Source organism: Enterobacter cloacae complex sp. GF14B (assembly GCF_004136805.1).
Lineage (GTDB): Bacteria > Pseudomonadota > Gammaproteobacteria > Enterobacterales > Enterobacteriaceae > Enterobacter > Enterobacter hormaechei_C.
This window is the reverse complement of the sequence record NZ_QFRV01000032.1, coordinates 1-22,867: the sequence shown is the minus strand read 5'-3', so window position 1 is coordinate 22,867 and position 22,867 is coordinate 1. Positions and strand designations below refer to the sequence as shown.

17 protein-coding genes are annotated in these 22,867 nt (G+C 57.6%); 4 read left to right on the top strand and 13 right to left on the bottom strand.

What is annotated here, in order from left to right; translation table 11 throughout:
• Positions 1-97: 97 nt before the first annotated feature.
• The 8 genes from DD606_RS12365 to DD606_RS12330 all read right to left on the bottom strand — a co-directional run bounded on the left by DD606_RS12365 (position 98) and on the right by DD606_RS12330 (position 13,989).
• Positions 98-1,264 carry a bifunctional tRNA (adenosine(37)-C2)-methyltransferase TrmG/ribosomal RNA large subunit methyltransferase RlmN gene (locus tag DD606_RS12365; protein ID WP_003860623.1) on the bottom strand — a complete coding sequence of 389 codons (1,167 nt, stop codon included), beginning with the start codon at positions 1,262-1,264 and terminating at the stop codon, positions 98-100.
• A gap of 147 nt (positions 1,265-1,411) precedes the next feature.
• A complete protein-coding gene (gene ndk / locus DD606_RS12360; RefSeq protein WP_003860625.1) occupies positions 1,412-1,843 on the bottom strand; it encodes a nucleoside-diphosphate kinase in 432 nt (143 codons plus the stop codon).
• A 124-nt stretch (positions 1,844-1,967) separates the two neighbouring features.
• Entirely contained in the window at positions 1,968-2,843 is an 876-nt protein-coding gene (locus tag DD606_RS12355) for a 4Fe-4S binding protein (RefSeq protein ID WP_003860626.1), read from the bottom strand.
• Positions 2,843-3,622 carry a DmsC/YnfH family molybdoenzyme membrane anchor subunit gene (locus DD606_RS12350; protein WP_129258705.1) on the bottom strand — a complete coding sequence of 260 codons (780 nt, stop codon included), beginning with the start codon at positions 3,620-3,622 and terminating at the stop codon, positions 2,843-2,845. Before DD606_RS12350 ends, DD606_RS12355 begins: the two co-directional genes overlap by 1 nt.
• Positions 3,615-4,244 (bottom strand): DMSO/selenate family reductase complex B subunit, encoded by a 630-nt coding sequence (locus DD606_RS12345; protein ID WP_129258703.1) that lies wholly within the window; start codon positions 4,242-4,244, stop codon positions 3,615-3,617. The genes DD606_RS12350 and DD606_RS12345 overlap by 8 nt, the downstream gene beginning before the upstream one ends.
• Positions 4,241-6,619 carry a DMSO/selenate family reductase complex A subunit gene (locus DD606_RS12340; protein WP_306768313.1) on the bottom strand — a complete coding sequence of 793 codons (2,379 nt, stop codon included), beginning with the start codon at positions 6,617-6,619 and terminating at the stop codon, positions 4,241-4,243. Before DD606_RS12340 ends, DD606_RS12345 begins: the two co-directional genes overlap by 4 nt.
• 88 nt (positions 6,620-6,707) lie before the next feature.
• Positions 6,708-9,035, bottom strand: coding sequence for a peptidoglycan glycosyltransferase PbpC (gene pbpC, locus DD606_RS12335; protein WP_045894662.1), 2,328 nt, complete (start codon positions 9,033-9,035; stop codon positions 6,708-6,710).
• Between the two features lies 1 nt (position 9,036).
• The gene (locus DD606_RS12330; protein WP_045343139.1) at positions 9,037-13,989 is read right to left on the bottom strand and encodes an alpha-2-macroglobulin; all 4,953 of its coding nucleotides are present in this window, start codon (positions 13,987-13,989) and stop codon (positions 9,037-9,039) included.
• A 286-nt stretch (positions 13,990-14,275) separates the two neighbouring features.
• On the opposite strand from DD606_RS12330, the gene DD606_RS12325 reads away from it, so the two are divergent.
• From DD606_RS12325 to DD606_RS12310, 4 genes are all read left to right on the top strand, one after another.
• A complete protein-coding gene (locus DD606_RS12325; protein WP_032609849.1) occupies positions 14,276-15,820 on the top strand; it encodes a PTS transporter subunit EIIC in 1,545 nt (514 codons plus the stop codon).
• 12 nt (positions 15,821-15,832) lie between these two features.
• Positions 15,833-17,200: a 6-phospho-alpha-glucosidase gene (locus DD606_RS12320; RefSeq protein WP_129258699.1), complete on the top strand. Its 1,368-nt coding sequence runs from the start codon at positions 15,833-15,835 to the stop codon at positions 17,198-17,200.
• Positions 17,201-17,289: 89 nt separating this feature from the next.
• Positions 17,290-18,135 (top strand): 3-mercaptopyruvate sulfurtransferase, encoded by an 846-nt coding sequence (gene sseA, locus DD606_RS12315; RefSeq protein WP_017383536.1) that lies wholly within the window; start codon positions 17,290-17,292, stop codon positions 18,133-18,135.
• A complete protein-coding gene (locus DD606_RS12310; protein ID WP_015572161.1) occupies positions 18,135-18,905 on the top strand; it encodes a MurR/RpiR family transcriptional regulator in 771 nt (256 codons plus the stop codon). The genes sseA and DD606_RS12310 overlap by 1 nt, the downstream gene beginning before the upstream one ends.
• Before the next feature lie 17 nt (positions 18,906-18,922).
• Here DD606_RS12310 and sseB read toward each other — a convergent pair whose 3' ends face one another.
• From sseB to hscA, 5 genes are all read right to left on the bottom strand, one after another.
• On the bottom strand, positions 18,923-19,699 hold the full coding sequence (gene sseB / locus DD606_RS12305; RefSeq protein ID WP_129258697.1) for an enhanced serine sensitivity protein SseB: 777 nt from the start codon (positions 19,697-19,699) through the stop codon (positions 18,923-18,925).
• Positions 19,700-19,777: 78 nt separating this feature from the next.
• Entirely contained in the window at positions 19,778-21,064 is a 1,287-nt protein-coding gene (pepB, locus tag DD606_RS12300) for an aminopeptidase PepB (protein WP_003860647.1), read from the bottom strand.
• A 60-nt stretch (positions 21,065-21,124) separates the two neighbouring features.
• Positions 21,125-21,325: a Fe-S cluster assembly protein IscX gene (gene iscX / locus DD606_RS12295; RefSeq protein WP_003860650.1), complete on the bottom strand. Its 201-nt coding sequence runs from the start codon at positions 21,323-21,325 to the stop codon at positions 21,125-21,127.
• 1 nt (position 21,326) lies between these two features.
• Positions 21,327-21,662 (bottom strand): ISC system 2Fe-2S type ferredoxin, encoded by a 336-nt coding sequence (gene fdx, locus DD606_RS12290; RefSeq protein WP_003860652.1) that lies wholly within the window; start codon positions 21,660-21,662, stop codon positions 21,327-21,329.
• Between the two features lies 1 nt (position 21,663).
• The coding region (gene hscA, locus DD606_RS12285; protein ID WP_129258695.1) for a Fe-S protein assembly chaperone HscA at positions 21,664-22,867 on the bottom strand (1,204 nt) is incomplete at its 5' end.

Here is a 22,867-nt window from a genome sequence, read left to right as displayed (position 1 = left end):
ACGCACCGTAATTATTAATCAGTCGTGATGATTGTGACTGAATATTCAGTAAATTAATGCTTCACGGCGCAAAAAATGCGCCGTGTCTGCATAATAATCAAACGGTTTTAACCGCGATTGACTCACCCTGCATACGCTTACGCAGCGTACGCTTGGTACGGTCAATAACGTCACCCGCCAGCTGGCCACAGGCTGCGTCGATATCGTCGCCACGCGTTTTACGTACGATGGTGGTGAAACCATACTCCATCAGCACTTTTGAGAAGCGATCGATACGGCTGTTCGAGCTACGGCCATACGGCGCGCCCGGGAACGGGTTCCATGGGATCAGGTTGATCTTGCATGGCGTATCTTTAAGCAGTTCAGCCAGCTCATGTGCATGCTCGGTACCGTCGTTAACATGATCCAGCATCACGTATTCAATGGTCACGCGGCCCTGGTTAGCGTTGGATTTCTCCAGGTAACGGCGCACGCCAGCCAGGAAGGTTTCGATATTGTACTTTTTGTTGATCGGCACAATTTCGTCACGGATGGCGTCGTTTGGCGCGTGAAGAGAGATGGCCAGCGCAACGTCAATCATGTCACCCAGTTTGTCCAGCGCAGGCACCACGCCGGAAGTAGAGAGCGTAACGCGGCGCTTGGACAGACCAAAACCGAAATCGTCGAGCATAATTTCCATCGCCGGAACGACGTTGGTCAGGTTGAGCAGCGGTTCACCCATCCCCATCATCACCACGTTGGTGATTGGACGTGTACCGGTGACTTTCGCCGCGCCCACGATTTTCGCGGCACGCCAGACCTGGCCGATGATTTCCGACACGCGCAGGTTACGGTTAAAGCCCTGCTGCGCCGTAGAGCAGAATTTGCACTCCAGCGCACAGCCCACCTGAGAAGAGACGCACAGCGTGGCGCGATCGTCTTCCGGGATATACACGGTTTCAACGCGCTGATCGCCAACGGCAATGGCCCACTTGATGGTGCCATCTGAAGAGCGCTGCTCTTCCACCACTTCCGGTGCGCGGATTTCAGCCACTTCTTTAAGCTTATTGCGCAGCACTTTGTTGATGTCCGTCATGTCATCAAAGTTGTCGCTGCAATAGTGGTACATCCATTTCATGACCTGATCGGCACGAAACGGCTTCTCGCCCATCTCTTTAAAGAACTCGCGCATCTGCTGACGGTTCAGGTCCAGCAGGTTAATTTTTCCATTTTTATTGGGAACCGCAGGAATGGCGACTTCGGAGGTATTCACTAATTCAGACATAATTTTTTCCGGCCTCGTTGTTACACGTTGTGGCCCTTGGTGGGTTGAAAAGAAACGCCCCGGTAAGCAGTCTGCTCGTCCGGGGCGTTGCATTGTACAAAGTCTGGCGCAGGGATGCCACGTTTGCACGCGGCATTTACGAAATTATTAGCGAGTGCGCGGGCACACTTCGCCTTCAGCGAAGAAGAACGCGATTTCGCGCGCAGCAGATTCAACAGAGTCGGAACCGTGGGTGCCGTTCTCGGTGAAGCTGTCTGCGTAGTCGGCGCGCAGAGTACCTGCCAGTGCGTTGTCCGGGTTGGTTGCACCCAGCAGATCGCGGTGACGCTGTACCGCGTTTTCGCCTTCCAGTACGGATACCACGATTGGGCCAGAAGTCATGAACTCGACCAGACCGTCAAAGAATGGGCGACCTTCGTGCTCAGCGTAGAAACCGCGAGCCTGCTCAACGGTCAGGTGCAGCATTTTGGTGCCAACGATCTTAAACCCTGCTGATTCAAAGCGAGCGAAGATGCTGCCAATAACGTTTTTTGCCACCGCGTTTGGTTTGATGATGGAAAAAGTACGTTCAATAGCCATTGATAACCTCTGTAAAATGTTCTGTTGTTTTTGCATACCTGAGTATGGTGTGGCGCGGATTATAAAGAGCAATAGCGCCATTGCCTATGGTTATGCATAACATTTTTTTAAAATGAGACGAAGATTAGCAACAGCTCGTATTTCGCATACCGTGTTGATGATGAAAACAGAGCGGACACTGCTTTTCATCAGACGTAAATGACCAGAAATGACGGTGGCACGTCAGGCAAACGGCTTCATATGCCGGTATGGTCACGCTTTTCGCTGTTCCTTCTGTTTGCGTCACGTTTATCGCCGCATGCTGGCATACCGCTACGCAGCCGCCGCACCCCGTACAGCGTCCGGTTTCCACGACCAGTTCAGTGTTCTCAAACCGAATCGCGTTTTCCGTACAACTCCGCCAGCACGCGCCGCAGAGTACGCAGGATTCGGTATCGAGAGTTATCTCTGCCTCGCTAAACGCAGAAAACGCCCTGCGCAGATCACGCTGACCGGGCACGACGCTACAGACCCGGACATCCTCACGGGGAACGTGCATCAGCGCACGCCGGGCGGTATTAACCTCGTTGACGGGTATATGTTTAAACGCCCACGCCGCTTCACCGCGTCGACGAAGCGCCAGATTCAGCCGGGCAATCGCCAGCAACCAGTCAGGATTCTGCTCCGCGTCGATACTGATAAAACGAACGTGGTACTGCGCGTGCCACAGCAGAAGCTCATTCACCCCTGGCGCACGGTCAGTAAACGGCCCAACAAGCGTATCGCCACTCAGAAAGCGTTTTCGCGGCGTGATGCCGGTGATGGCCCCAGCGGGGCAGACGAACAGGCAGTCACCGCATTCAATACAGCGGCTGTCATCAACCGAGACGCCTGAGTCGGTAAAAGAAAAAGCCTGCACAGGACAGACGTCCGCGCAGGCGAGGCAGGAAGAGTGGCGAAAACGGCGACGGACGCACGCATGCGTCACGTCCATCGCCGGGGCAAAGGTCAATCCGCCCATCAGCCAATACTGAAGAAAACAAAGCGCAGCATCAGCTCACCGACAATCAGCAACGCGCCTCCCAGCAGTATGGGAGATCGCGCCGCTTTCAGACCGCCCGCAGCAAAGCACAGCATACCCGCAACGGATACGCACCAGCTCAGCAGATGAACGGTTCGCAGTTGCTCCAGCATCTGTAGCGGTGCATGAGGGAACGTCACCACGGTGTGGTCCATAGCCGTAATATCTGCCAGCCAGACGGGCTGCATCACCAGACGCACAAGCACCAGCAGCGTGATAATGACAACCGCCGCACGCACGGTTGACTGGGAACGCGTCCCAACGACCATGCAGGCTGAACCGATAATCCCCACCGAACCGATAAACAGCACCAGAGTGTTAACATGCTGCCATGTCACCACGGATGCGTGCATGTAGATCTGCGCCATGCAGAACACATCCACCAGCCCGACAAGACCTGCCACAACCAGCAGTGGCTTCCAGCCAGGCTTTTTGACAAACATCAGCAGCGTTGCGAGGCCAAGTGCCGCAAGATAAAGACTGGCAAAGATAATCTCACGGCTCAGCCAGGAGCTGGATACGTGGCGCAGCGCGTTAAAAGCATTAAGCGGATAGCCCATGTGCAGCGCGGAGGCGAGCAGCCCCAGGCTCGCCAGCACAAACGCTCCGGCAGCCGGCAGCAGCGCGCTACGTTGCGTGCTTCCGAACGCCAGCCACAGCGTAACGCCAACCGATCCTTGCAGGAACAGCGTAAAAATCAGCAGCGGTAACTCATGCATGACGTTTCCCCTCTTTCTCTGCGCCCTGATGCGCTTTGATCACCAGGTTTGGTTTGGTGATGGAGGAATCAGGCAAGTCTTTCACATCACAGACCGCACCATACTTCGCCCGCAGTTCATCAATCGGCCCGAATTTAATCGCTTCGAGTGGACAGGTTGCCACACAGACGGGCTGCTCTCCCTTCGCCTGGAGATCCACGCAGAAATCACATTTGGACATCTGCCCGGTCTGCTCGTTGAGCTGTGGCGCGCCGTAAGGGCAAGACCACGCGCAGTAGCCGCAGCCGACGCACTTATCAGTATCAACGCGCACAATGCCGTCTCCCGGACGCTTGTGCATCGCCGTGGTCGGACAGTTTTTAGTGCAGATTGGGTCTGCACAGTGGTTACAGGAAATAGAGAGCGTGTAGGCAAACACATTGTTGCTGACGCCGCCCTGCCCGGTTGGGATGAAATTCCCGCCATTGACTTCATAAACGCGACGGAAACGACGTCCGACCTCAAGGTTGTTTTTATCTTTGCACGCCACCTGGCATGCCTTGCAGCCCGAGCAGCGAGAAGAGTCGATATAAAAACCCAGCTGTTTGTCGCTCACCGGTGCGTAATGTTTAAACTGACTCATGCTTTAGCTACCTCCACCAGCATGGTTTGATGGGAATTCCCTTTCGCAAGCGCGGTAATACGGGCGGAACTGAGCACGTTCGCGCAGCCGCCTTTATCGATACCCTGCTCGTCCGGCAGCCACCAGGCGCCTGCCTGCATGGCCACCACGCCTGGAATGATGCGCGGCGTGACCTCCGCCGGGATCTCGCAAATGCCGCGCGCGTTATGAATACGCACGGTATCCCCCTGCGCAATGCCGCGCTTTTGCGCATCCTGCGGGTTGATCCACAGCTTTTGCTGCTGCGCCTCAATTAACCACGGGTTGGCGTACTGGGTGGAGTTAGCGCGGTTTTTCCCTTTCCAGGTGATCAGCTGGAGCGGGAAGGTTTTCGCCAGCTCGTCTTCCGGCCCTTCATGGGCAGGCACGTAGTGCGACAGCGCCGGAATTTCCGGGTGATGCATGTCGTACAGACGCTTCGAGAAGATCTCAATTTTTCCGGACGGCGTCGGGAACGGATGATTCTGCGGATCGCGAATGTTGTCTTCAAAGGCAACGTACGGCGCGCTTTTGAAAAGATGCTGACGCGTCTTCTGTAGCGTCGCGAAGTCCGGCAGGTTTTCATCCGGCATGGACAGCCGCGTCTGCTCCCAGATGTGCTCAATCCACGCTTTTTCGTCACGGCCCTCGCTGAACGCTGGCTCGACGCCAAGCTTAGCAGCGACCTCCCGCAGCCAGTCGTAGTCTGAACGGCGTTCAAATTCAGGTTCAATGAGCTTTTCTGACAGGATCAGATAGCTTGCCGTGCCCCAGGTTTCGCCGATATTCCAGCGTTCCATAAAGCTGGTTTCCGGCAAAAGGAGGTCGGCGTATCTGGCGCTAGGCGTCATAAACAGATCGCTTGCGACGATAAACTCGATTTTCGACTCGTCTTCCAGGACACGGGTTGCCTGATGAAGATCCGGGTTCTGGTTAGCCAGATAATTGCCCGCCAGCGAGAACAGGATGCGGATATCGCTGTCCAGCTTCTCAGCATCCTTCAGGCCATCTTCCGCGGTTACCTTAGAAGCATCATCAGCAGCCTGCACCCAGTTCATGACCGAAATTTTGGCTTTGACCGGGTTATCCGGCATCTCTGGCCCGGCCGCAAATTTGCGGTTTGCGCAGCCTCCATAGCCTGCTGCCCAGCCGCCTTTCACCCCAACGTTACCCGTCAGCGTGGCCAGTATCGTCGAGCCGCGCGCGGTGCGCTCGCCGCAGTTGTGACGCTGCGGTCCCCAGCCCTGGATCAGCGCGGCGGGTTTGGTGGTTGCGTAGTCGCGCGCCAGCTGACGAATAGTTTGTGCAGGCACGTGAGTGATTTTCTCTGCCCACTCGGGCGTTTTCGCCACGCCATCCTTTGCACCGCTCAGGTAAGCCATCAGGGATTCATTGGCCGGAACGCCTTCTGGCATGGCGTCTTCGTCAAAGCCCAGGGTGTAGCGTTGAATAAAGTCGCGATCGTGCAGATTCTCCGTGACGATCACATACATCATCGCGTCCATCAGGGCGTTGTCCGTGGCAGGAAGCAATGGGATCCACTGATCGGCAAGGGAGGAAACCGTATCGGAATAGCGTGGGTCAACAACGATAAAGCGCGTGCCGTTTTGCTTCATCTTCTGGTAGAAGTGGTTGCTGTGCCCGAAGATGGTTTCCGTCGGGTTATGCCCCCAGAGAATGACCAGTTTGGTGTCCAGCAGCGTGTCCAGAGAGCTGCCGCTGGCGGCGGTGCCATAGGTATACGGCGTTGCCGCCGCCGTGTTACCCATACTGACCGAGTGATAGCTTTCGAGATAGCCGCCGGTTAAGTTGAGCAGACGACGAACCATTTTATCGCCGGAAAAGGTCCCGCCGGACACCGCGGTGCCCACATGAACATAGCGTGACGCAGCACCGTATTTTTGCGTAATAGTTTTTAATTGATTCGCAATAAGGGTGGTGGCTTCATCCCAGGTAATACGTTCGAATTTTCCTTCGCCACGTTTACCCACGCGTTTCATTGGATATTTAAGCCGATCGGGATGATAAACAAATTTCCGATAAGCCCGACCACGAACGCAGGCGCGCATCACTGGCATCTGCGGATCCAGCGCGTTATCCGGTCGCGTTGAAATTCGGGTCACAACGCCATCACTGACGTGAGCACGAATATCACACTTGCCGCCGCAGTCAAACGTACTACAGGTTTGCACCACTTTTTCTTCAGGCGTAGCGTCTGAAACCGCCGCGTCCTGTGCCTGTACTTTGCCGGTTTTGACGACAAACGGCAGGGCGGCGAGCGCCGACCCTGCCTGAATAAAATGACGCCGGGATATGGCGGGAATAAGCCCTTCTCCCTGATGTTTATTTTTTTTCATTGCTCGTTCCTTCAAATAAAAACGCATTCTCGTTTTTTTTCAGGAACGAATATTGATAATTATCAAGCTAACTCTTGAGGAGTAACACTTAGCGATCTAATTCAAAATTCACCGTCGCCGTTTGTCCTGTTTCATCTAATACAATTAATTGATATTTACCAGGCAAATATAATTGCAGTGAATAATTCTTCTGATGCCCGTCCAGCGGTTCGCCATTCAAAAACCACCATCGTTGCCCCTCCCCGCCGCTGGTTGAAACGTTGAGGGTAATATTTTTCTCACCTGGAAGACGTTTAATTACCGCCCCTTCTCTGACGCCTGACAACATCAGCGGCGCCGCATTATGGTTATCCAGCGGAGGGCAAATTGCTGAACGGGCGGGGAGACGAGCAGCCCGTTTTTCGGCAGCAGGCAGCCAGGGCTCCAGCGGCAGCGGCCAGACATCCAGCACTTTTTCTGTCGCATCAGGACAATCCGCCGCAACGCGTTTGCCTTCTTTATCCAGCCAGACCGGGAAACGGATCCCGCGAATACCTTCCTGTTCCGGCAGCAGCAGCGTAGGCGGTTCACTGCCTTCCAGCAGCCAGGTTGACAGCCGACGCCGACAGTTTTCGCTCCCTTCAGGCAGGGACTGGCCCCCCGGCCAGCAAATCACGCCCCGTCCTACGCTTGCGGGACGCGGATCGCGCGGCAGGCGCGCTTCATCCACCATCGAGCGGGACTGAAGCATGTTATTGACCTGATTCAGGAGCGGTACCGCGCTGGCGAAACCAAACTGCCCGGCAACGGGCGTGCCGTCCGGGCGTCCGGTCCAGATTCCGATGACATAGCGGGCATTCAGGCCGATGGCCCAGGCATCCCGGTTGCCATAGCTGGTGCCCGTTTTCCACGCCAGCGGCGCAACCTGGGGCAGCGCACTGTCCGGCAGGGGCTGTGCTTCATTAGCGAGAATGCGACGAATAATCCACGCCGCCCCCTGCGATAACAGCGGACGTTCGATCAGCGGATCGCCCGGCTGTAAACGCAGCCGGCCCGCCTTACCCTGACGCGCAAAGGCGCTATAGGCGGCAGCGATATCAGCCAGGCGTGCGCCTGCGCCCCCCAGGATCAGAGAGAGGTTGGGCTGTGCCCCCGCAGGCAGAATGAGCGGTAATCCCGCGTTGCTCAGCATTCCGGCAAAACGTTTTGGGCCGTACGCTTCCAGAACCTGCACCGCAGGCAGGTTGAGGGAACGCACCAGGGCTTCGCTCATACTGACCGGCCCATGGAAGCCGCTGTCAAAGTTGCCGGGACGATAATCCCCCGTTTTTCTTGGAACATCCTGTAATAACGAAGCGGGATGGATCAGACCATCGTCCAGCGCCATGCCATAGATGAATGGTTTGAGAACCGATCCCGGCGATCGGATCGCATTGACCATATCTACGTGGCTGAAACGGCTGTCATCATTGATATCTACCGAGCCTACCCAGCCACGCACTTTCATGGATGTATGATCCACGACGATCATCGCCAGCGAACTGCGGGCGGGCAGGCGTGATTTCCAGTTCATTGCCAGCTCTTCAAGCTGTCGTTGCAATGCTGCATCCAGCGTGGTGACTATTTTTGTGTCACGACTTTTACTCAGCATCATGCGGGAAAAGAGCGGCGCCAGCTGCGGCATCTGCCGGGGGGCCAGCCAGACCGGCTCTTCACGGGACTCTTTCACCTGCTTCTCAGACCAGACGCCCTGAGTCAGCATGCGGTCGAGTACTTTGTTCCGCGCCGCTTCGGCACGTTCCGGCCAGCGGTCCGGGCGCAGACGGCTGGGTGCTTGTGGTAGTACAGCCAGCAGCGCCGCGTCGGAATAGCTCAGCTGAGACGGCGGTTTGCCAAGGTAAGTCCAGCTTGCCGCGCCCACGCCCTGCAACGTGCCGCCAAACGGGGCACGGTTCAGATACAGCGTCAGGATTTCACGCTTGGAGAGATGCCACTCCAGCTGCATCGCCCGCCACAGCTGACGAATTTTACCGCCAAAGGTTCGCGGATGCGGATCCAGAAGGCGTGCCACCTGCATGGTAAGCGTGCTCCCGCCAGAAACCACTCTCCCGGAGGTGAGATCCTGCCAGGCGGCACGCACTACAGAAAGCGGATTGACGCCCGGGTGATCCCAGAACCAGCGATCTTCATACTGGATCAGCGCCTCGAGATAGCGTGGGGAAACCTCTTTAATGGTAACCGGATAGCGCCAGATGCCTTCGCTGTCGGCAAAACGCCACAACGGAACACCCTGCTCATCCACCACCACTCGCGCAGGGTTGACCTCTTTCAGGGGCAACGGCCACACGCGGTCAGCGACGACAATCAGCCCCCCTGAAACGAGAAGCGCTCCCGCCAGCCACAGCCAGCGGGAGCGAATCAGGCGTGCTATCCGCATCTTACGGAACAACGATCAGCGGGCCACTGGCCGCCCCCGTTGCCCGCCACTGCGGAACGTACATGGACTCGACCATCGGAACAGGCACCTGGTAGGTTCCCGGCGTAACGGCACGGGCCAGGTAAACCAGCGTGACCGGCTGACCTTCATTGACCGGCACCGCGGCCACAAAGCGATCGTCGCGGAATTCCATGTGCTGAATATCAGACTGTTGCATCTGATTCAGCAGGTTTTGCACTTCACTGCCGCTGTCCTGCAAGCTGGCGCTGCTGCTCGCCAGATTCTGGTTTTCCAGCTCCAGACCTGCCGGGAGCAGATCCACCACCAGCGCATCCGGCACGTTCTGGCTGGCCTTCACTTCCAGCCATACCAGAACCAGTTCACCGCTCTTCAGAGAAGAGAGCGACTTGCTGCTGCCATCTGTCGCCAGGATATGACGTTCAATCTGCAAGACATTCGAGGATGGCTGAGGCGCATACTCCGGATAGCCAGTAGTGTCCAGTCGTACCCACAGCGGCGTAGTGCCGGTATTCGTCATCTGCAACGCACCAATCTGATCGCCGTTCAGGTTTTCTACCTGCGCTTTATCACTGCTCTGGGTCTGTTCAGAGAGGGAGGTCGTTGCCTGCCACGCACCTGACAAGGTTTGCAGTGATCGTCCGGCCAGGAACAGCGCATTGCTCTCCTGGGTAGACAGCCAGCGCTGGCTGAACGCGTCTTCAGATAACGCGTTCAGCAGCCTGTTTTGCGCATCCGGCAGCAGCTTGTACTCTTCCAGCAGGGAGAGCATCAGGGCATTATCACGCAGCTGGCTGCCGTAATCCGCCATCCAGTTTCGGCTGTCGTTACGGGGTGTTTTGAGAGCCAGATCCAGCGCCTGCTGGCTGCGCGGTGCATCCCCCATCAGTTTGAGTGCCATGCCCAGCTGCATCAACGGAAGCCCGGAAGCAGCCTGAGCGTGGCGCTCCCAGATTTCACGCAGCGCACCGAGCGGCGCTTTTTGCTGACGCGCCAGCACCAGCGAAGCATACGCCTGGACAGCAAATTTGCTGGCCTGGGTGTCGTCGCTGTAGCGGATGGACATCATGCCCGGATCCTGTAAATAGCGCAGCAGTCGGCTGTTGGCGTTATTCACCGCCTCGGCAGGCACGCTGTAACCCTGCTCCCCTGCCCGCACCAGGAAGTCCGTGACATAGGCGGTCAGCCAGTACTCTTCCGGGCCGTTTTTATCCCACAAGGCAAAACCGCCATCGTCACGCTGCATTTGCAGCAGACGGGAGATCCCGATATCAATGGCCGCACGGCGTTTATCGTCGGTATCGCCTTTAATACCCAATGCCTTCAGCTGTGCCGCGTTGGTGTAGAGGGACGGGAACAGGCCGCTGGTGGTCTGCTCAAGACATCCATACGGATAGGCCTGAAGTTCACGTATGTAGCGCGCCAGGTTCAAAGGTGGTTTACCGCTGAGCAACAGCTGCCCCTGTAGCGTGGCAGGCGAGAAACCTTCGATATGCTGTGCTGGCGCACTCCAGGATTCGCCAGGATTCAGCATCGTGCCCGTATTCACGGTTTGCGCCGGGAATGCGGGACGCACGCCAATTTTCCAGCTCTTCTGCTGCGGCGCAAACGTCTCACCTGGGAGCTGAAGGCCCGTCACCTGAGCAGTCACTTGCCCATCGCCATAGCCCTCCAGGGCACGCACCGGTATAAACAGGGTGCTACGTGCGCCAGGCGGCAGCTTAACCGGCTCTGGCTGAGCACCTTCGAGCGACAACTTACCGGCTGCGGTTAACGCAATGTTCAGCGTTTGCGGCTGGTCAGTCAGGTTAGTCAGGTCCAGCGTCAGGCGGGAGGTATCGCCACTTGCGAGGAACCGCGGCGTGTTAAGCTCGGTGATAATCGGAGCCGCCACAATGATTTTGCTTTCGCTGCTGCCGAAATCGTCTTCCGTCCAGGCCTGCGCCATCAGACGCAGTTCACCGTTGAAATCGCCAATCGGCAGCGTGATGGTACCTTCGCCGTTGGCATCAAGCGTAACCGGCTGCGCCTGCTGGGCAATAATGGTGACATGGTTCACCGGTGGCTTACCGCCGCGTTTCAGTTCATCGCCGTCTCCGCCAAAGCGCAGTGCGGCCAGACGTCCCTGACCTTCAATCACCTGGCCGTAAACATCATAGATGTCCGCGCCATAGCGCTTCTGACCGAAGAAAGCTTGCCACGGATCCGGCGTGACGTAGTCGGTAATGTTCAGCACGCCGCTATCGACAGCCGAGACCAGCACGTTCACCTTCTGTGGCACAGCCCCCTCTTTTACGCTGGCTTTCACTTTCACAGAAAGCGTCTGGTTCGGACGCATTTTTTGCGGGTTATCCAGTGCGATGTTCAGGCGACGATTTTCGTCCCCCATTGGCAGATGCAGCAGGCCAACCGCCCGTTTTGGCGTGGCGGATTTTGATTTATCGCCAGGACGAACCACCAGCGTGCTGAGATAGAGATCGTGACGTTTCCAGGCCTTGTCGACCGGGATAGCGAGATCCAGACCGTTAGCCGGTACGTCGATCTCTTTCCACCACAGCGGCCCTTCACTGGACTCGATCATCGCATAGCCCTTGCCTGCGGCCGGCGCGGCGATGTGCAGTTGGATGGTATCGCCTGGCTGATAGGATGGCTTATCCAGTTTCAGCGTCACGCGGTCAGGGCGCGCGGCCCCGGTGCCGTCGCTGTTATCCTGCCAGCTGTAGCCTGCCCAGAAGCGCACGCTGCTGACCATGTCATCAGGGGCTTTCACTTCCAGACGGTATGAGCCCCACTCCACCGGGAAGGTGACTTTACCGGTTTCATCGGCCTTGAGGTTTAGCTCCTGCTCGCCCTCAACCAGATCTTTTTGATCAAACTGAGACTGCCAGCCCTCACTCTCGGACCAGTTCCAGAAGTAGTCACGACGCTCGCGAATCAGTCGTACCTGTAATCCGGAAACGGCCTTTTTGGCTCCGCTGGCATCGGCATAGACGATGTCGAAGCTGGCGTTGCCGTTCTCGTCGACGATCGGCTGGTTGACGGTAGTATCGGTGCGGTAGTCGTAAACCGCCTTGCTGGCGAACTGAGGGCGAATACCCGGCAGCTCAGCCGCCGGCCAGATAGCCTGCTCAGCGCGTCGCGTTACCGGACGCCCACCTGATTCCAGCAGGCTGGCCTGCAAAATCAGTTGCAGCGGCGAGTGCGCCTCTTTCCACTGGCTTTCGGTGGTAACCTGTCCGCGCCCCTGTTCGTCCAGCGTAAGCTGCACTTCATCCAGGCTGCGGCTCAGGTTCTCCTCGGCAATATCACCGAACTGGAAGCCAGGCAGCGCAGGCACCGCGTCACGTAGCGGACGCAGGAAAAGCTGGCCTTGCAGAGAATTGCCGTTAGCTGGCGCGCCGTACAGGTAATAGCCCACAACGTTAAAGTCCACATCCTCCTGCGGGGAAACCGGCGTTTTTTGCCCGGTCAGATTCAGCGCCATACGCTCAGGCATAAAATCTTCGACGTGGAAATCCCACATGCGCTGCTGGTTATCCCCCGTATTCGCGCGAATATGCCACATGCCGGTCTGGGCGCCGCTATCAAGCGAATAGTTGAAGCGATAAAGGCCATTCTCAGGTTGCACAACGACCGTACGCGCCACCTGTCCGTCCGGACGCAGCACGTCAAGTTTTACCGGTTGATCGGGAAGCGGTTTGCCATCGCTGTCGCGAAGCAGGCCGTTAAGGATCACCGTTTCACCCGGACGATAGAGATCGCGCGGGCCAAACATAAAGAACTGTTTGCTGTAACCCGGGTTACCGGCGATATCAAACTCCGCCAGATCCAGCGCCGGAAGTTTGAGGTCAAGAAGCGTGGTCTGGCCATCTTTACTGGCAAGGATCAGCGCGGCTTCTTTATCGGTTTCCAGTTTCGCATGACCATCGGCGTCGCTGTTCGCCTCGGCCAGAGTCTGCCCTTTATCGTTCAGAAGGGTAATGGTCACGCCTGACTGCGCCGCACCGTTTTCAAGACTCTGGGTGAAGATGTCCAGGCGGTTATGATAACGGTGAGCGGACAGCCCAATATCACTTAAGGTAAAGAGCGTCGCGGCGTTACTGTAGTTATAGTGACCAGCCTGATTCATCACGGCGATATAGACGCCAGACTGCTGGAGCGGCTTAATATCTTTAAGCGGCAGGAGCAGTTTTTCACGCGTGTTGCGCGCCGGGTTGAGGTCGAAACGGCCGGTGTAGACCAGTTCCGCCATCTTCAGCAGGTTGTCAGATTCCCAGTTGGTCAGCGAGTTACGGTACTCCCACTGGCTGACAAACGAGGCCAGCGACTCCGGCTTAACGCGGTAGAAGTTCACGTCCACATTGTTGACGTTGAGCGCCATCACCGGCAACCCTTCCACCACTTTACCCGGCAGCAGCGATCCGCGGCTGGCGAATCCGACCGTCGGTTCAACATCCCGGGTGGTGATCGCTTTTTCATAGTCAATGCCGAATGTCGCTTTGTTCAGCGCCAGCAAATCACGTTCGACGGTGACAACCAGATTACGATTCGGCTCCAGATGGCGCAGGCGCAGCTCTTTCAGATTGGGGGCCAGTTCCCAGGCGCCGTCCACTTTGCCGCTTTTTTTATCCACCACATGTACCGTTTTCGCAAAATCCTGGCTGGGATCCAGCGGTACAGAGAAGGTCAGAACCAGCGTCGCGGCGCCGTCGAGTTGCACTTCCGAGGCATCCAGCAGCGTCAACGCCTTACCCTGACTCTGCGCGGCCAGCTTAGCCAGCTTTTCAGGATCCGGTGTCGCCGGGGTTTTCTTTTCTGATGCAGTAGACGCTGCGGGGGCAGCGGCCTGAGGTTTGTCGTCGCTGTTATCACAGCCGACAAGCGTAAAGGTGGTGAGCAGCGCGAGAGAGATCGCAGCTAAGCGAAACGGTTTCATCCTGTGTCCCTGGCCTGAGGGGCCTGTTGGTCATCGTCCGGATAAGTATTATCCGCAAGTTTCGTTAATACAAAAAGTCCAATTTTATAATCTGGAAAGCACCTCGCAGAATGGCATCACGCCGCTACGCCGTGATGGAACCGCGATCACAGCGCATAACGTTACATGTTACCTTTCACGTCATTTGTTTTTAAAACAAGAAGATAGCTGGATAAGCTCGCATCAGGCCTGCTAGTTTTATGACCATGACGCACCCTGAGTGCGCGGTTCAATAAGAGAGAAAGCCATGAAACGAGCCGTGAACGCCCTACAAAATTTCGGAAAATCACTTTACGGACCTGTACTTATCTTACCCATCGTAGGCCTGTTTATCGCCTTTGGGAATGTGCTGGGTAACGGCAATCTGGCCGAGTACCTGCCGTTTCTTGGCCACCCGCTGATCCAGAGTGTCGGCCAGCTGATCGCCAAGTCTGCCGTGTCGGTGCTGGTCAACCTGGCGCTGGTGTTTGCCGTTGGTATCCCCATTGGACTGGCAACCCGAGACAAAGGCTACGCGGCGCTGATTGGGCTGGTAACTTTTATCGTGTTTATCAATGCCATGAACGTGACGTTACAGCTTCAGGGGGAACTGGCCCCTGCGGAACAGATGAAAGCCGCCGGACAAAGCATGGTGCTGGGCGTCCAGGTGCTGGAAATGGGCGTTTTCGCCGGGATCCTGACCGGGGCGCTCTCCGGTTATCTGTACAACAAATATTCCGGTGTCCAGTTTAACGGCGCGATGGCGATTTACTCCGGCCACTGCTTTGTCGCGATTGTAATGCTGCCTGTCTCTATGCTGCTCGGCGTGATCATGAGCGAACTCTGGCCGTACGCACAGCATGGAATAAGCGCCCTGGCGCTGGCGATCAAAGGGTCCGGTCCGTTTGGCGTGGCGATCTACGGTTTCCTTGAACGCATTCTGGTGCCGACGGGCCTGCATCATCTGGTCTATACGCCGTTCCTGTATACCGAACTGGGCGGTACGCAGGAGGTGTGCGGTACGGCTTACCAGGGCGCGCGCAATATCTACTTCGCCGAGATGGCCTGCCCGGACGTGAAGCAGCTCAGCAGTACCGTGGTGTGGGATGCGCGCGGCATCAGCAAAATGTTTGGCCTGCCTGCCGCGGCGCTGGCGATGTATATGACCGCCAGGCCAGAGCGTAAAGCGGCGGCGAAAGCGATTCTGATCCCGGCGGCGCTGACCTCGCTGCTGGTCGGCGTAACCGAGCCGATTGAGTTCTCCTTCCTGTTTGTCGCCCCGCTGCTGTTCGTGGTGCATGCGGTGCTGACCGGTATCGGCATGATGCTGTTCTCGCTGTTTGGCGTTCACGCCATCGGCGCCAACGGGATTATCGATTTCATCCTCTACAACCTGCCGCTCGGCACGGAGAAGTCCAACTGGCCCATGTACATCGTGGTCGGGCTGATCATGTTCGCCCTTTATTTCGTGGTGTTCCGCTTCCTTATCCTGCGCTTCAACATGAAAACGCCGGGGCGTGAAGATGAGGACCAGGAGACACGCCTTTACAGCAAGCAGGAGTACCAGGCGAAGGGCAATAACGACGGGCTGGGCGAATCGATCGTTGTGGGTCTGGGCGGTCGGGAAAATATAGAGGTAGTGGATAACTGCTACACCCGCTTACGCGTCACGGTGAAGGACGTCGCCATCATCGACGAACCGCGCCTGAAAGCGACCGGCGCGAAAGGGATAATCAAACAAGGTAACAACGTTCAGGTGGTCTACGGGCTGCATGTCAAAAAAATGCGAGAAGCCGTTGAGACGTTTCTCTGAAAGGAGCTAAAGATGTTTACACCCCCATTTATTCTGTCGATTGCCGGCGGCGGTAGCACTTACACGCCAGGTATTGTGAAAAGCCTGATGGTGCGTCTGCACGATTTCCCTCTGGCAGAGATCCGCCTGTATGACATTGACGAGGCGCGCCAGAACACCATCGCGCCCGTGGTGGAGAAGGTTATTCGCGACCACAGCCAGAGCATCAAATTTACGGTCACCAGCGACCCAGAAGTGGCCTTTAGCGGCGCGCATTTTGTCTTCGCCCAGATGCGCGTCGGGCAGTACAAGATGCGCGAGCAGGATGAAAAAATTCCGCTGCGTCACGGCGTGGTGGGCCAGGAAACCTGCGGGCCCGGCGGGCTGGCCTACGGCCTGCGCACGATCCTGCCGATGGTGGAGCTTATCGATCTGGTCGATCGCTACGCGCACGAGAAAGCCTGGATCGTGAACTACTCCAACCCGGCGGCGATTGTCGCTGAGGGTGTGCGTCGCCTGCGCCCCAACGCACGCGTGCTGAACATCTGCGATATGCCGGTTGCCGCGATGCGCAATATGGGCGCCATTCTGGGCGTGGATCGTCATAAACTGGAGGTGGACTATTTTGGCCTAAACCACTTCGGCTGGTTTACCCGCGTGCTGGTGGACGGCGAAGACAAGCTCCCGGCGCTGCGTAAGCATATCGCGAAGTTTGGCCTGCTGACGGAAGATGCCGCAAAAACCGACCCGCAGCACTCGGATCCATCGTGGGTGAAAACCTGGCGCAACATCAAGCCGATTATGGATAACTTCCCGGAGTACCTGCCGAACCCGTATCTACAGTACTACCTGATGCCGAACCAGATTGTGGAGCATCAAAACCCGGACTATACCCGCGCCAACGAAGTGATGAACGGGCGCGAGAAAAAGCTGTTCGCCGCCGCCGAAGAGTACCAGCGCAGCGGGATCTTACCGGACGCCTTCCACGTAGGTGTTCACGGCGAATTTATCGTCGATGTCGCCTGCTCGCTGGCATTCAACCTGCGCCAACGCCATCTGGTGATGGTGGAAAACCGCGGGGCGATTACCAACCTGCCGTACGATGCGGTGGTGGAAGTGCCTGCCTATATCACTTCCGAAGGGCCGGAGCCTGTCCGCGTGGGTCTGGTGCCGCTGTTCCACCAGACGCTCCTGCAACAGCAGCTGGCCTCTGAACAGCTGCTGGTTGAGGCAACCATCGAAGGCAGCTACGAGAAAGCGTTGCAGGCGTTCACTCTGAACCGCACCGTGCCGACCATGGAGCACGCGAAAGCGATTCTGGATGAGATGATCGAAGCCAACCGCGACTACTGGCCTGCGCTGCAAAAGGCCTGGCAGGACGGTGAAGCGGTGAAAAAATAGGGGCTTGCTCGCGAGTTGAACGTGGTGAGCTTGTCGGTGTCAGAAAAAACACCGACAATCCTTTTTTACGGAAAAGAATGGAGGCAACCATGTCCACCTCATATTTTGTCGCTGCCGACTGGCTGATTGAGCACGGCGACGACCCGGAAGTTCAGATTATCGACGCGCGCATGGCCCCTCCGGGCCAGGAGCATCGTGACGTTCCCGCTGAATACCGGGCAGGGCACCTGCCTGGCGCGGTATTTTTTGATATCGAAGCCCTCTCCGATCACACCTCTCCCCTGCCGCACATGCTGCCTCGCCCGGAAGCGTTTTCCGTGGCGATGCGCGAGCTGGGCATCAGCAAAGATAAACATCTTGTTGTTTACGATGAAGGTAATCTGTTTTCCGCGCCGCGAGCGTGGTGGATGCTGAAAAACTTCGGCGTGGAAAAGGTATCGATTCTGGCGGGCGGACTTGCAGGCTGGAAGCGCGACGAACTACCGCTTCAGCAGGGTGACGTCACGCTGCCGGAAGGGGAATTTGATGCCACGTTTGACGCTAACGTGGTCAAGCGCCTGACCGACGTGCTGGTCGTGAGCCACGAAAACACGGCGCAAATCGTCGATGCGCGTCCCGCTCCACGTTTCAACGCAGAAGCGGACGAGCCGCGACCGGGACTGAAACGAGGACATATCCCGGGGGCGCTGAACGTGCCGTGGGGCGATCTGGTGTTTGAAGGCGAGCTGAAAACCACCGATGAATTGCGTGCCATTTTTGAACGTCAGGGCGTGGATTTGCATCGTCCGGTTATTGCAAGCTGCGGCTCCGGCGTAACGGCCTGCGTGGTGATCCTGGCGCTGGCAACCCTTGGCGCAAATGACGTGACCCTGTACGACGGCGCCTGGAGTGAATGGGGTGCACGAGACGATCTGCCGGTTGAACCGGCGAAATAATGGATAACCGCCTGGCAACGCTGTTAACGCGCGGGTCGTCGCTGACCCGCGCGGAGTATCGCGTCCTCGCCCACCTCACTGAGCATCCATTGCTGGTGGGCAACATCACGGTGCGCGAGCTGGCGCAGGCGACATTTGTCTCTACCGCGACGATTATGCGGCTGTGCCAGAAGCTGGGGTTTAGCGGCTTTAGCGAGTTTATCTGGCACTGCAAGCAGCTGCTTTCTGACACGCCGCATATCACCGTACAGCCTGAGCAACATGCGGAAATGCCCGCGCTTTTTACCCGGTTCGTTGCCAACTATCAGCAGACCTTCCAGTGGGTCACTCAGGACAAACGCCAGCAGTTTGCCAGCCTGCTGCGCCAGAAAGAGAGCTTCTTTCTCTACGGCGCCGGGTTTTCGTACCTTTTTGCCGAGTACCTGACCAAGAAGTTGCAGGTGCTAGGAAAAACGGCGTTCATCTCCGGGCCGGGAGACAGCCGGAATATTTTTCTCAGCAACGCCGCGCGCTATCAGGTGTTTATTGCCGTTTCACGCAGCGGCGAAACGGAGCAGGTACTGGATAAAGCGCGGATCGCCAAAAACGTCGGCATGACGATCGTCGCGTTTACCCGCGCGTCGGCCAATACGCTGGCGGGTATGGCGGACGTGCATTTTGCTCTCTATGACGAAGCGGTACATTTCGCCGCCGAAGCCGCAGGTGTGACGTCGTTTGAGTCGAATCTGGTGCTGCTGATGGATTTACTGCTGCTGGAAGCAACGGGGTGAAGATCACCCCGCTGTAATCAGATAATGCGGTTGGTCTTAAGATCGCGCAGGAAGCCGCCCCAGCGACGCTCGTAGAACGGGGTGATGTGCTCGGTAATAAAGTGGCTGATCCCCTTCTCACCTTTCTTCACCTGACAGATATCAATCGGCTCATCGCCCGGCAGGGTGTCGGTCGCCACGCTTCCCGCCGCCTGGATGATCTCGTCGATATCGCCGTCGGCCTCAATCCCTATCAGCAGAACAGGCTTTTCGTCAGCGCTCTCTTTGATGGAGCAGAGAAACGCGCGTTTTACCGGCTTGATGGTTTTAAACAGCGTGGTCAGGGAGTCAATCATCTGCGCGGGCGGCTCGGCCACTTCAGACAGCAGCAGCGTTTCGCCCCCTTCCAGCACCTCCTGAGTGCTGAGCGGGTTGCCCTCGTCATCAATCAGGTGGCTGATTTCGCGCGGAGTAAACTCTTTCCCGGTCGGCAGTTTGGCGTTGAGGAACAGCGTCTGCCCCAGGGTCATTTCGAACAACGTGCGCACCGGCATCACCACGAACGCCTGTTCGTCTTCTACCGCTTCCTGCAAGGCCTCGAGCGAGGTAAAGAACGGGATCACCGACGTGCCGTCGTCTTTCTCCCAGTGCAGCAGATCCAGCGCGCTGTCTTCGACAACCTGCTCCCCTTCCGCTGCGGTGCCCGGCACCCAGACGGTGGATTCCAGCAGCGTGCGGAAAAAGGCCGGACGGTGGGCGGGCTCGGTCGCCGCCTGCTCCAACAGGGTTTCTAATTCGTTTTTGGTTTCTGACATAACAATTCCAGATGTCGAATTTCCCCCTCACCCCTGCCCTCTCCCATGGGGAGAGGGTTAGGGTGAGGGCAAAGAGCATTACTCAGCCGTCAGCAGGTTCGCTACGGTACGCACGCCCAGACCGGTCGCACCCGCAGACCACTGCTCAACCGCCGCTTTACGGTAGGTTGCGGAGCAGTCAATGTGCAGCCAGCCTTCATGGTAGTTCTCAACGAAGTGAGACAGGAAGCCTGCTGCGGTGCTTGCCCCCGCCGGGTACGCTGCGCTCGCGGTGTTGTTCAGCTCGGCGAAGTTAGACGGCAGCTGGCTGCGGTGGAACTCGGCCAGCGGCAGACGCCAGAACGGTTCGTTTTCCGCCGCCGCGCTGGCCAGCAGGCGAGCGGCCAGCTTGTCGTCGAAGCTGAACAGGGCGTGATAGTCATTACCCAGGGCAGTTTTCGCCGCGCCGGTCAGGGTCGCCATGTCGATAATCAGCTCCGGCTTCTGCGCAGAGGCGTCGATCAGGCCATCGGCCAGCACCAGACGGCCTTCGGCGTCGGTGTTCATCACCTCAACGTTTTTACCGTTGCGGTAGCGAATGATGTCGCCCAGCTTGAAGGCGTTGCCGCTCACCATGTTGTCCGCGCAGCACAGGTAGAGCTTCACGCGCTTGTTCAGGCCACGGGTGATGGCGAAGGCCAGCGCGCCGGTAATGGTCGCCGCGCCGCCCATGTCGGACTTCATGGAGTCCATGAATGCGCTCTGCTTCAGGCTGTAGCCGCCGGTGTCGAAGGTGATGCCTTTCCCGACCAGACAGGCAAAGACCGGGGCTTCTTTGTCGCCGGTTGGGTTGTAATCCAGCGCCAGCAGGACCGGAGGACGCTCTGAGCCACGGCCCACGGTGTGGATACCCATGTAGTTCTGCTCGCGCAGGTCTTCCCCTTTAGTGATGCGGTAGGACATCTTTTCGCCCGCCACACCGCACAGCAGGTCAACGGCGCGCTGCGCCAGCTGTTCCGGCCCCAGCTCTTCCGCCGGTGCGTTAATGGTGTCGCGCACCCAGTCGATAATGTTCAGGCGGCTTTCCAGCTCTTTCTGACCGGCTTCGTCGAGGTTCGCCCACTCAATTTTACGGGTGCCTTTCGGCCCTTTGTAGCCTGCCCAGAACGCCCAGCTGCGGTCGGTGTCCCAACCTTCCCCTTCCAGCGACACATGCTTAATGCCAAGGCCGTCAATCTTACGCGCGGCGCGCTGGATCAGGCCCAAATCATCGTTGCCCGTCAGGTGCAGCGTAATGCCGTCGTTATTAATGCTGTAGGTGGCTTTCTCGCCCCAGCGCGCGTCGGCAGGCTGATTCGAGAGCGTAATCTTCATCGCTTCGGTCATTTTATTTATCCTTATTAGCAACTAGCAAACGGGCCGCCTGAAGGCAGCCCGTTTTGTTATTTATTCTGCTTCATCTAACCAGACTAACAGAATCGCCTCCAGAATTTTTTCATTGGATGCGTTAGGATCGTCGTCGAAATCCTCTAAATCGCAGATCCACTGGTGCATGTCGGTGAATCGTACGGTCTTCGGATCGAGATCCGGGTTCGCGTCGTAGAGCGCTTCGCCGATTTCACGGCTGTCTGTCCACTTCAGTCCCATATTAGTGCTCGCGTGCGTGGTTGATGGTGTAGCGTGGGAACTCCACGACCAGATCTTCATCGGTCACCGCGGCCTGGCAGCTTAAGCGGCTGTCTGGCTCCAGACCCCATGCTTTATCCAGCATGTCGTCTTCGTCTTCGGTGCTCTCGGCGAGAGAGTCGAAACCTTCACGCACGATGCAGTGGCAGGTGGTGCAGGCACAGGATTTTTCACAGGCGTGTTCCACTTCGATACCTGCACGCAGGGCTACATCGAGAATGGTTTCACCGGTCTTCGCTTCCAGAACAGCACCATCCGGACAGAGGTCCGCATGAGGCAAAATTACAATCTTTGGCATATTAAACCTCGTCCACGGACTGGCCTTTCAGCGCGACGCGGACAGATTTGTCCATGCGGCGAGCAGCGAAGTCCTGGGTTTGTTTATCAACGTTTTTAATGGCTTCTTCTATCGCGTCAGCGTCATTGCCTTCGGCCACGGCGCTTAAGCGCGCGGCAGCGTCGTCAATCACCTGGCGCTCAGCGGCGCTTAACAGCGCGGCATCGGCAGCGAGCGCCCCGTTCAGGCTTTCCAGCACGCGTGCGGCTTCAACTTTTTGTTCCGCCAGCATACGCGCCTTCACATCCTGCTCGGCGTAGCTCATTGAGTCCTGAATCATGGAGGCGATTTCGCCATCGGTCAGGCCGTAGGACGGCTTAACCTGAATAGACGACTCGATACCGGTCGATTTTTCCATCGCCGTGACGCTCAGCAGGCCGTCCGCATCCACCTGGAAGGTGACGCGAATATGCGCCCCGCCCGCAGGCAGCGCTGGAATTCCGCGCAGCGCAAAGCGCGCCAGAGAGCGGCAGTCCTGCACCAGCTCACGCTCGCCCTGCATCACGTGGATGGACATCGCGGTCTGGCCGTCTTTGAAGGTGGTGAACTCCTGCGCGCGCGCCACCGGAATGGTGGTGTTACGCGGAATGACTTTCTCCACCAGGCCGCCCATGGTTTCTAAACCCAGAGACAGCGGGATGACGTCCAGCAGCAGCATTTCGCTGTCCGGCTTGTTGCCAACCAGAATATCGGCCTGGATAGCGGCGCCGACGGCAACCACTTTGTCCGGGTCGATAGAGGTCAACGGCGTGCGGCCAAAGAATTCGCCCACGCGCTCGCGCACCAGCGGCACGCGGGTTGAGCCGCCAACCATGACCACTTCCAGCACCTCGTTAGCCTCAACGCCCGCATCTTTCAATGCGCGACGGCAGGCCAGCAGGGTACGCTTAACCAGAGGCGCAATCAGTTCTCTGAACCGATCGCGGGTGATTTCACCCTGCCAGCCTGCGACGTTCACGCTGACGGACTGTGCATCGCTCAGGGCGATTTTGGCGTCGATGGCCGCATCCAGCAGTTCACGCTGCACGCGCGCATCGCTGCGATCGCTGATGCCCGCCTGCTCGCGGATGTAATCTGCCAGCAGATGGTCGAAGTCATCGCCGCCGAGCGCGGAATCCCCGCCGGTCGCCAGCACTTCGAACACGCCGCGGCTAAGGCGCAGGATT

Coding starts and splice junctions, on each gene's coding strand:
- DD606_RS12365 (WP_003860623.1), bottom strand. CDS start 1,264: ATGTCTGAATTAGTGAATACCTCCGAAGTCGCCATTCCTGCGGTTCCC.
- ndk (WP_003860625.1), bottom strand. CDS start 1,843: ATGGCTATTGAACGTACTTTTTCCATCATCAAACCAAACGCGGTGGCA.
- DD606_RS12355 (WP_003860626.1), bottom strand. CDS start 2,843: ATGGGCGGATTGACCTTTGCCCCGGCGATGGACGTGACGCATGCGTGC.
- DD606_RS12350 (WP_129258705.1), bottom strand. CDS start 3,622: ATGCATGAGTTACCGCTGCTGATTTTTACGCTGTTCCTGCAAGGATCG.
- DD606_RS12345 (WP_129258703.1), bottom strand. CDS start 4,244: ATGAGTCAGTTTAAACATTACGCACCGGTGAGCGACAAACAGCTGGGT.
- DD606_RS12340 (WP_306768313.1), bottom strand. CDS start 6,619: ATGAAAAAAAATAAACATCAGGGAGAAGGGCTTATTCCCGCCATATCC.
- pbpC (WP_045894662.1), bottom strand. CDS start 9,035: ATGCGGATAGCACGCCTGATTCGCTCCCGCTGGCTGTGGCTGGCGGGA.
- DD606_RS12330 (WP_045343139.1), bottom strand. CDS start 13,989: ATGAAACCGTTTCGCTTAGCTGCGATCTCTCTCGCGCTGCTCACCACC.
- DD606_RS12325 (WP_032609849.1), top strand. CDS start 14,276: ATGAAACGAGCCGTGAACGCCCTACAAAATTTCGGAAAATCACTTTAC.
- DD606_RS12320 (WP_129258699.1), top strand. CDS start 15,833: ATGTTTACACCCCCATTTATTCTGTCGATTGCCGGCGGCGGTAGCACT.
- sseA (WP_017383536.1), top strand. CDS start 17,290: ATGTCCACCTCATATTTTGTCGCTGCCGACTGGCTGATTGAGCACGGC.
- DD606_RS12310 (WP_015572161.1), top strand. CDS start 18,135: ATGGATAACCGCCTGGCAACGCTGTTAACGCGCGGGTCGTCGCTGACC.
- sseB (WP_129258697.1), bottom strand. CDS start 19,699: ATGTCAGAAACCAAAAACGAATTAGAAACCCTGTTGGAGCAGGCGGCG.
- pepB (WP_003860647.1), bottom strand. CDS start 21,064: ATGACCGAAGCGATGAAGATTACGCTCTCGAATCAGCCTGCCGACGCG.
- iscX (WP_003860650.1), bottom strand. CDS start 21,325: ATGGGACTGAAGTGGACAGACAGCCGTGAAATCGGCGAAGCGCTCTAC.
- fdx (WP_003860652.1), bottom strand. CDS start 21,662: ATGCCAAAGATTGTAATTTTGCCTCATGCGGACCTCTGTCCGGATGGT.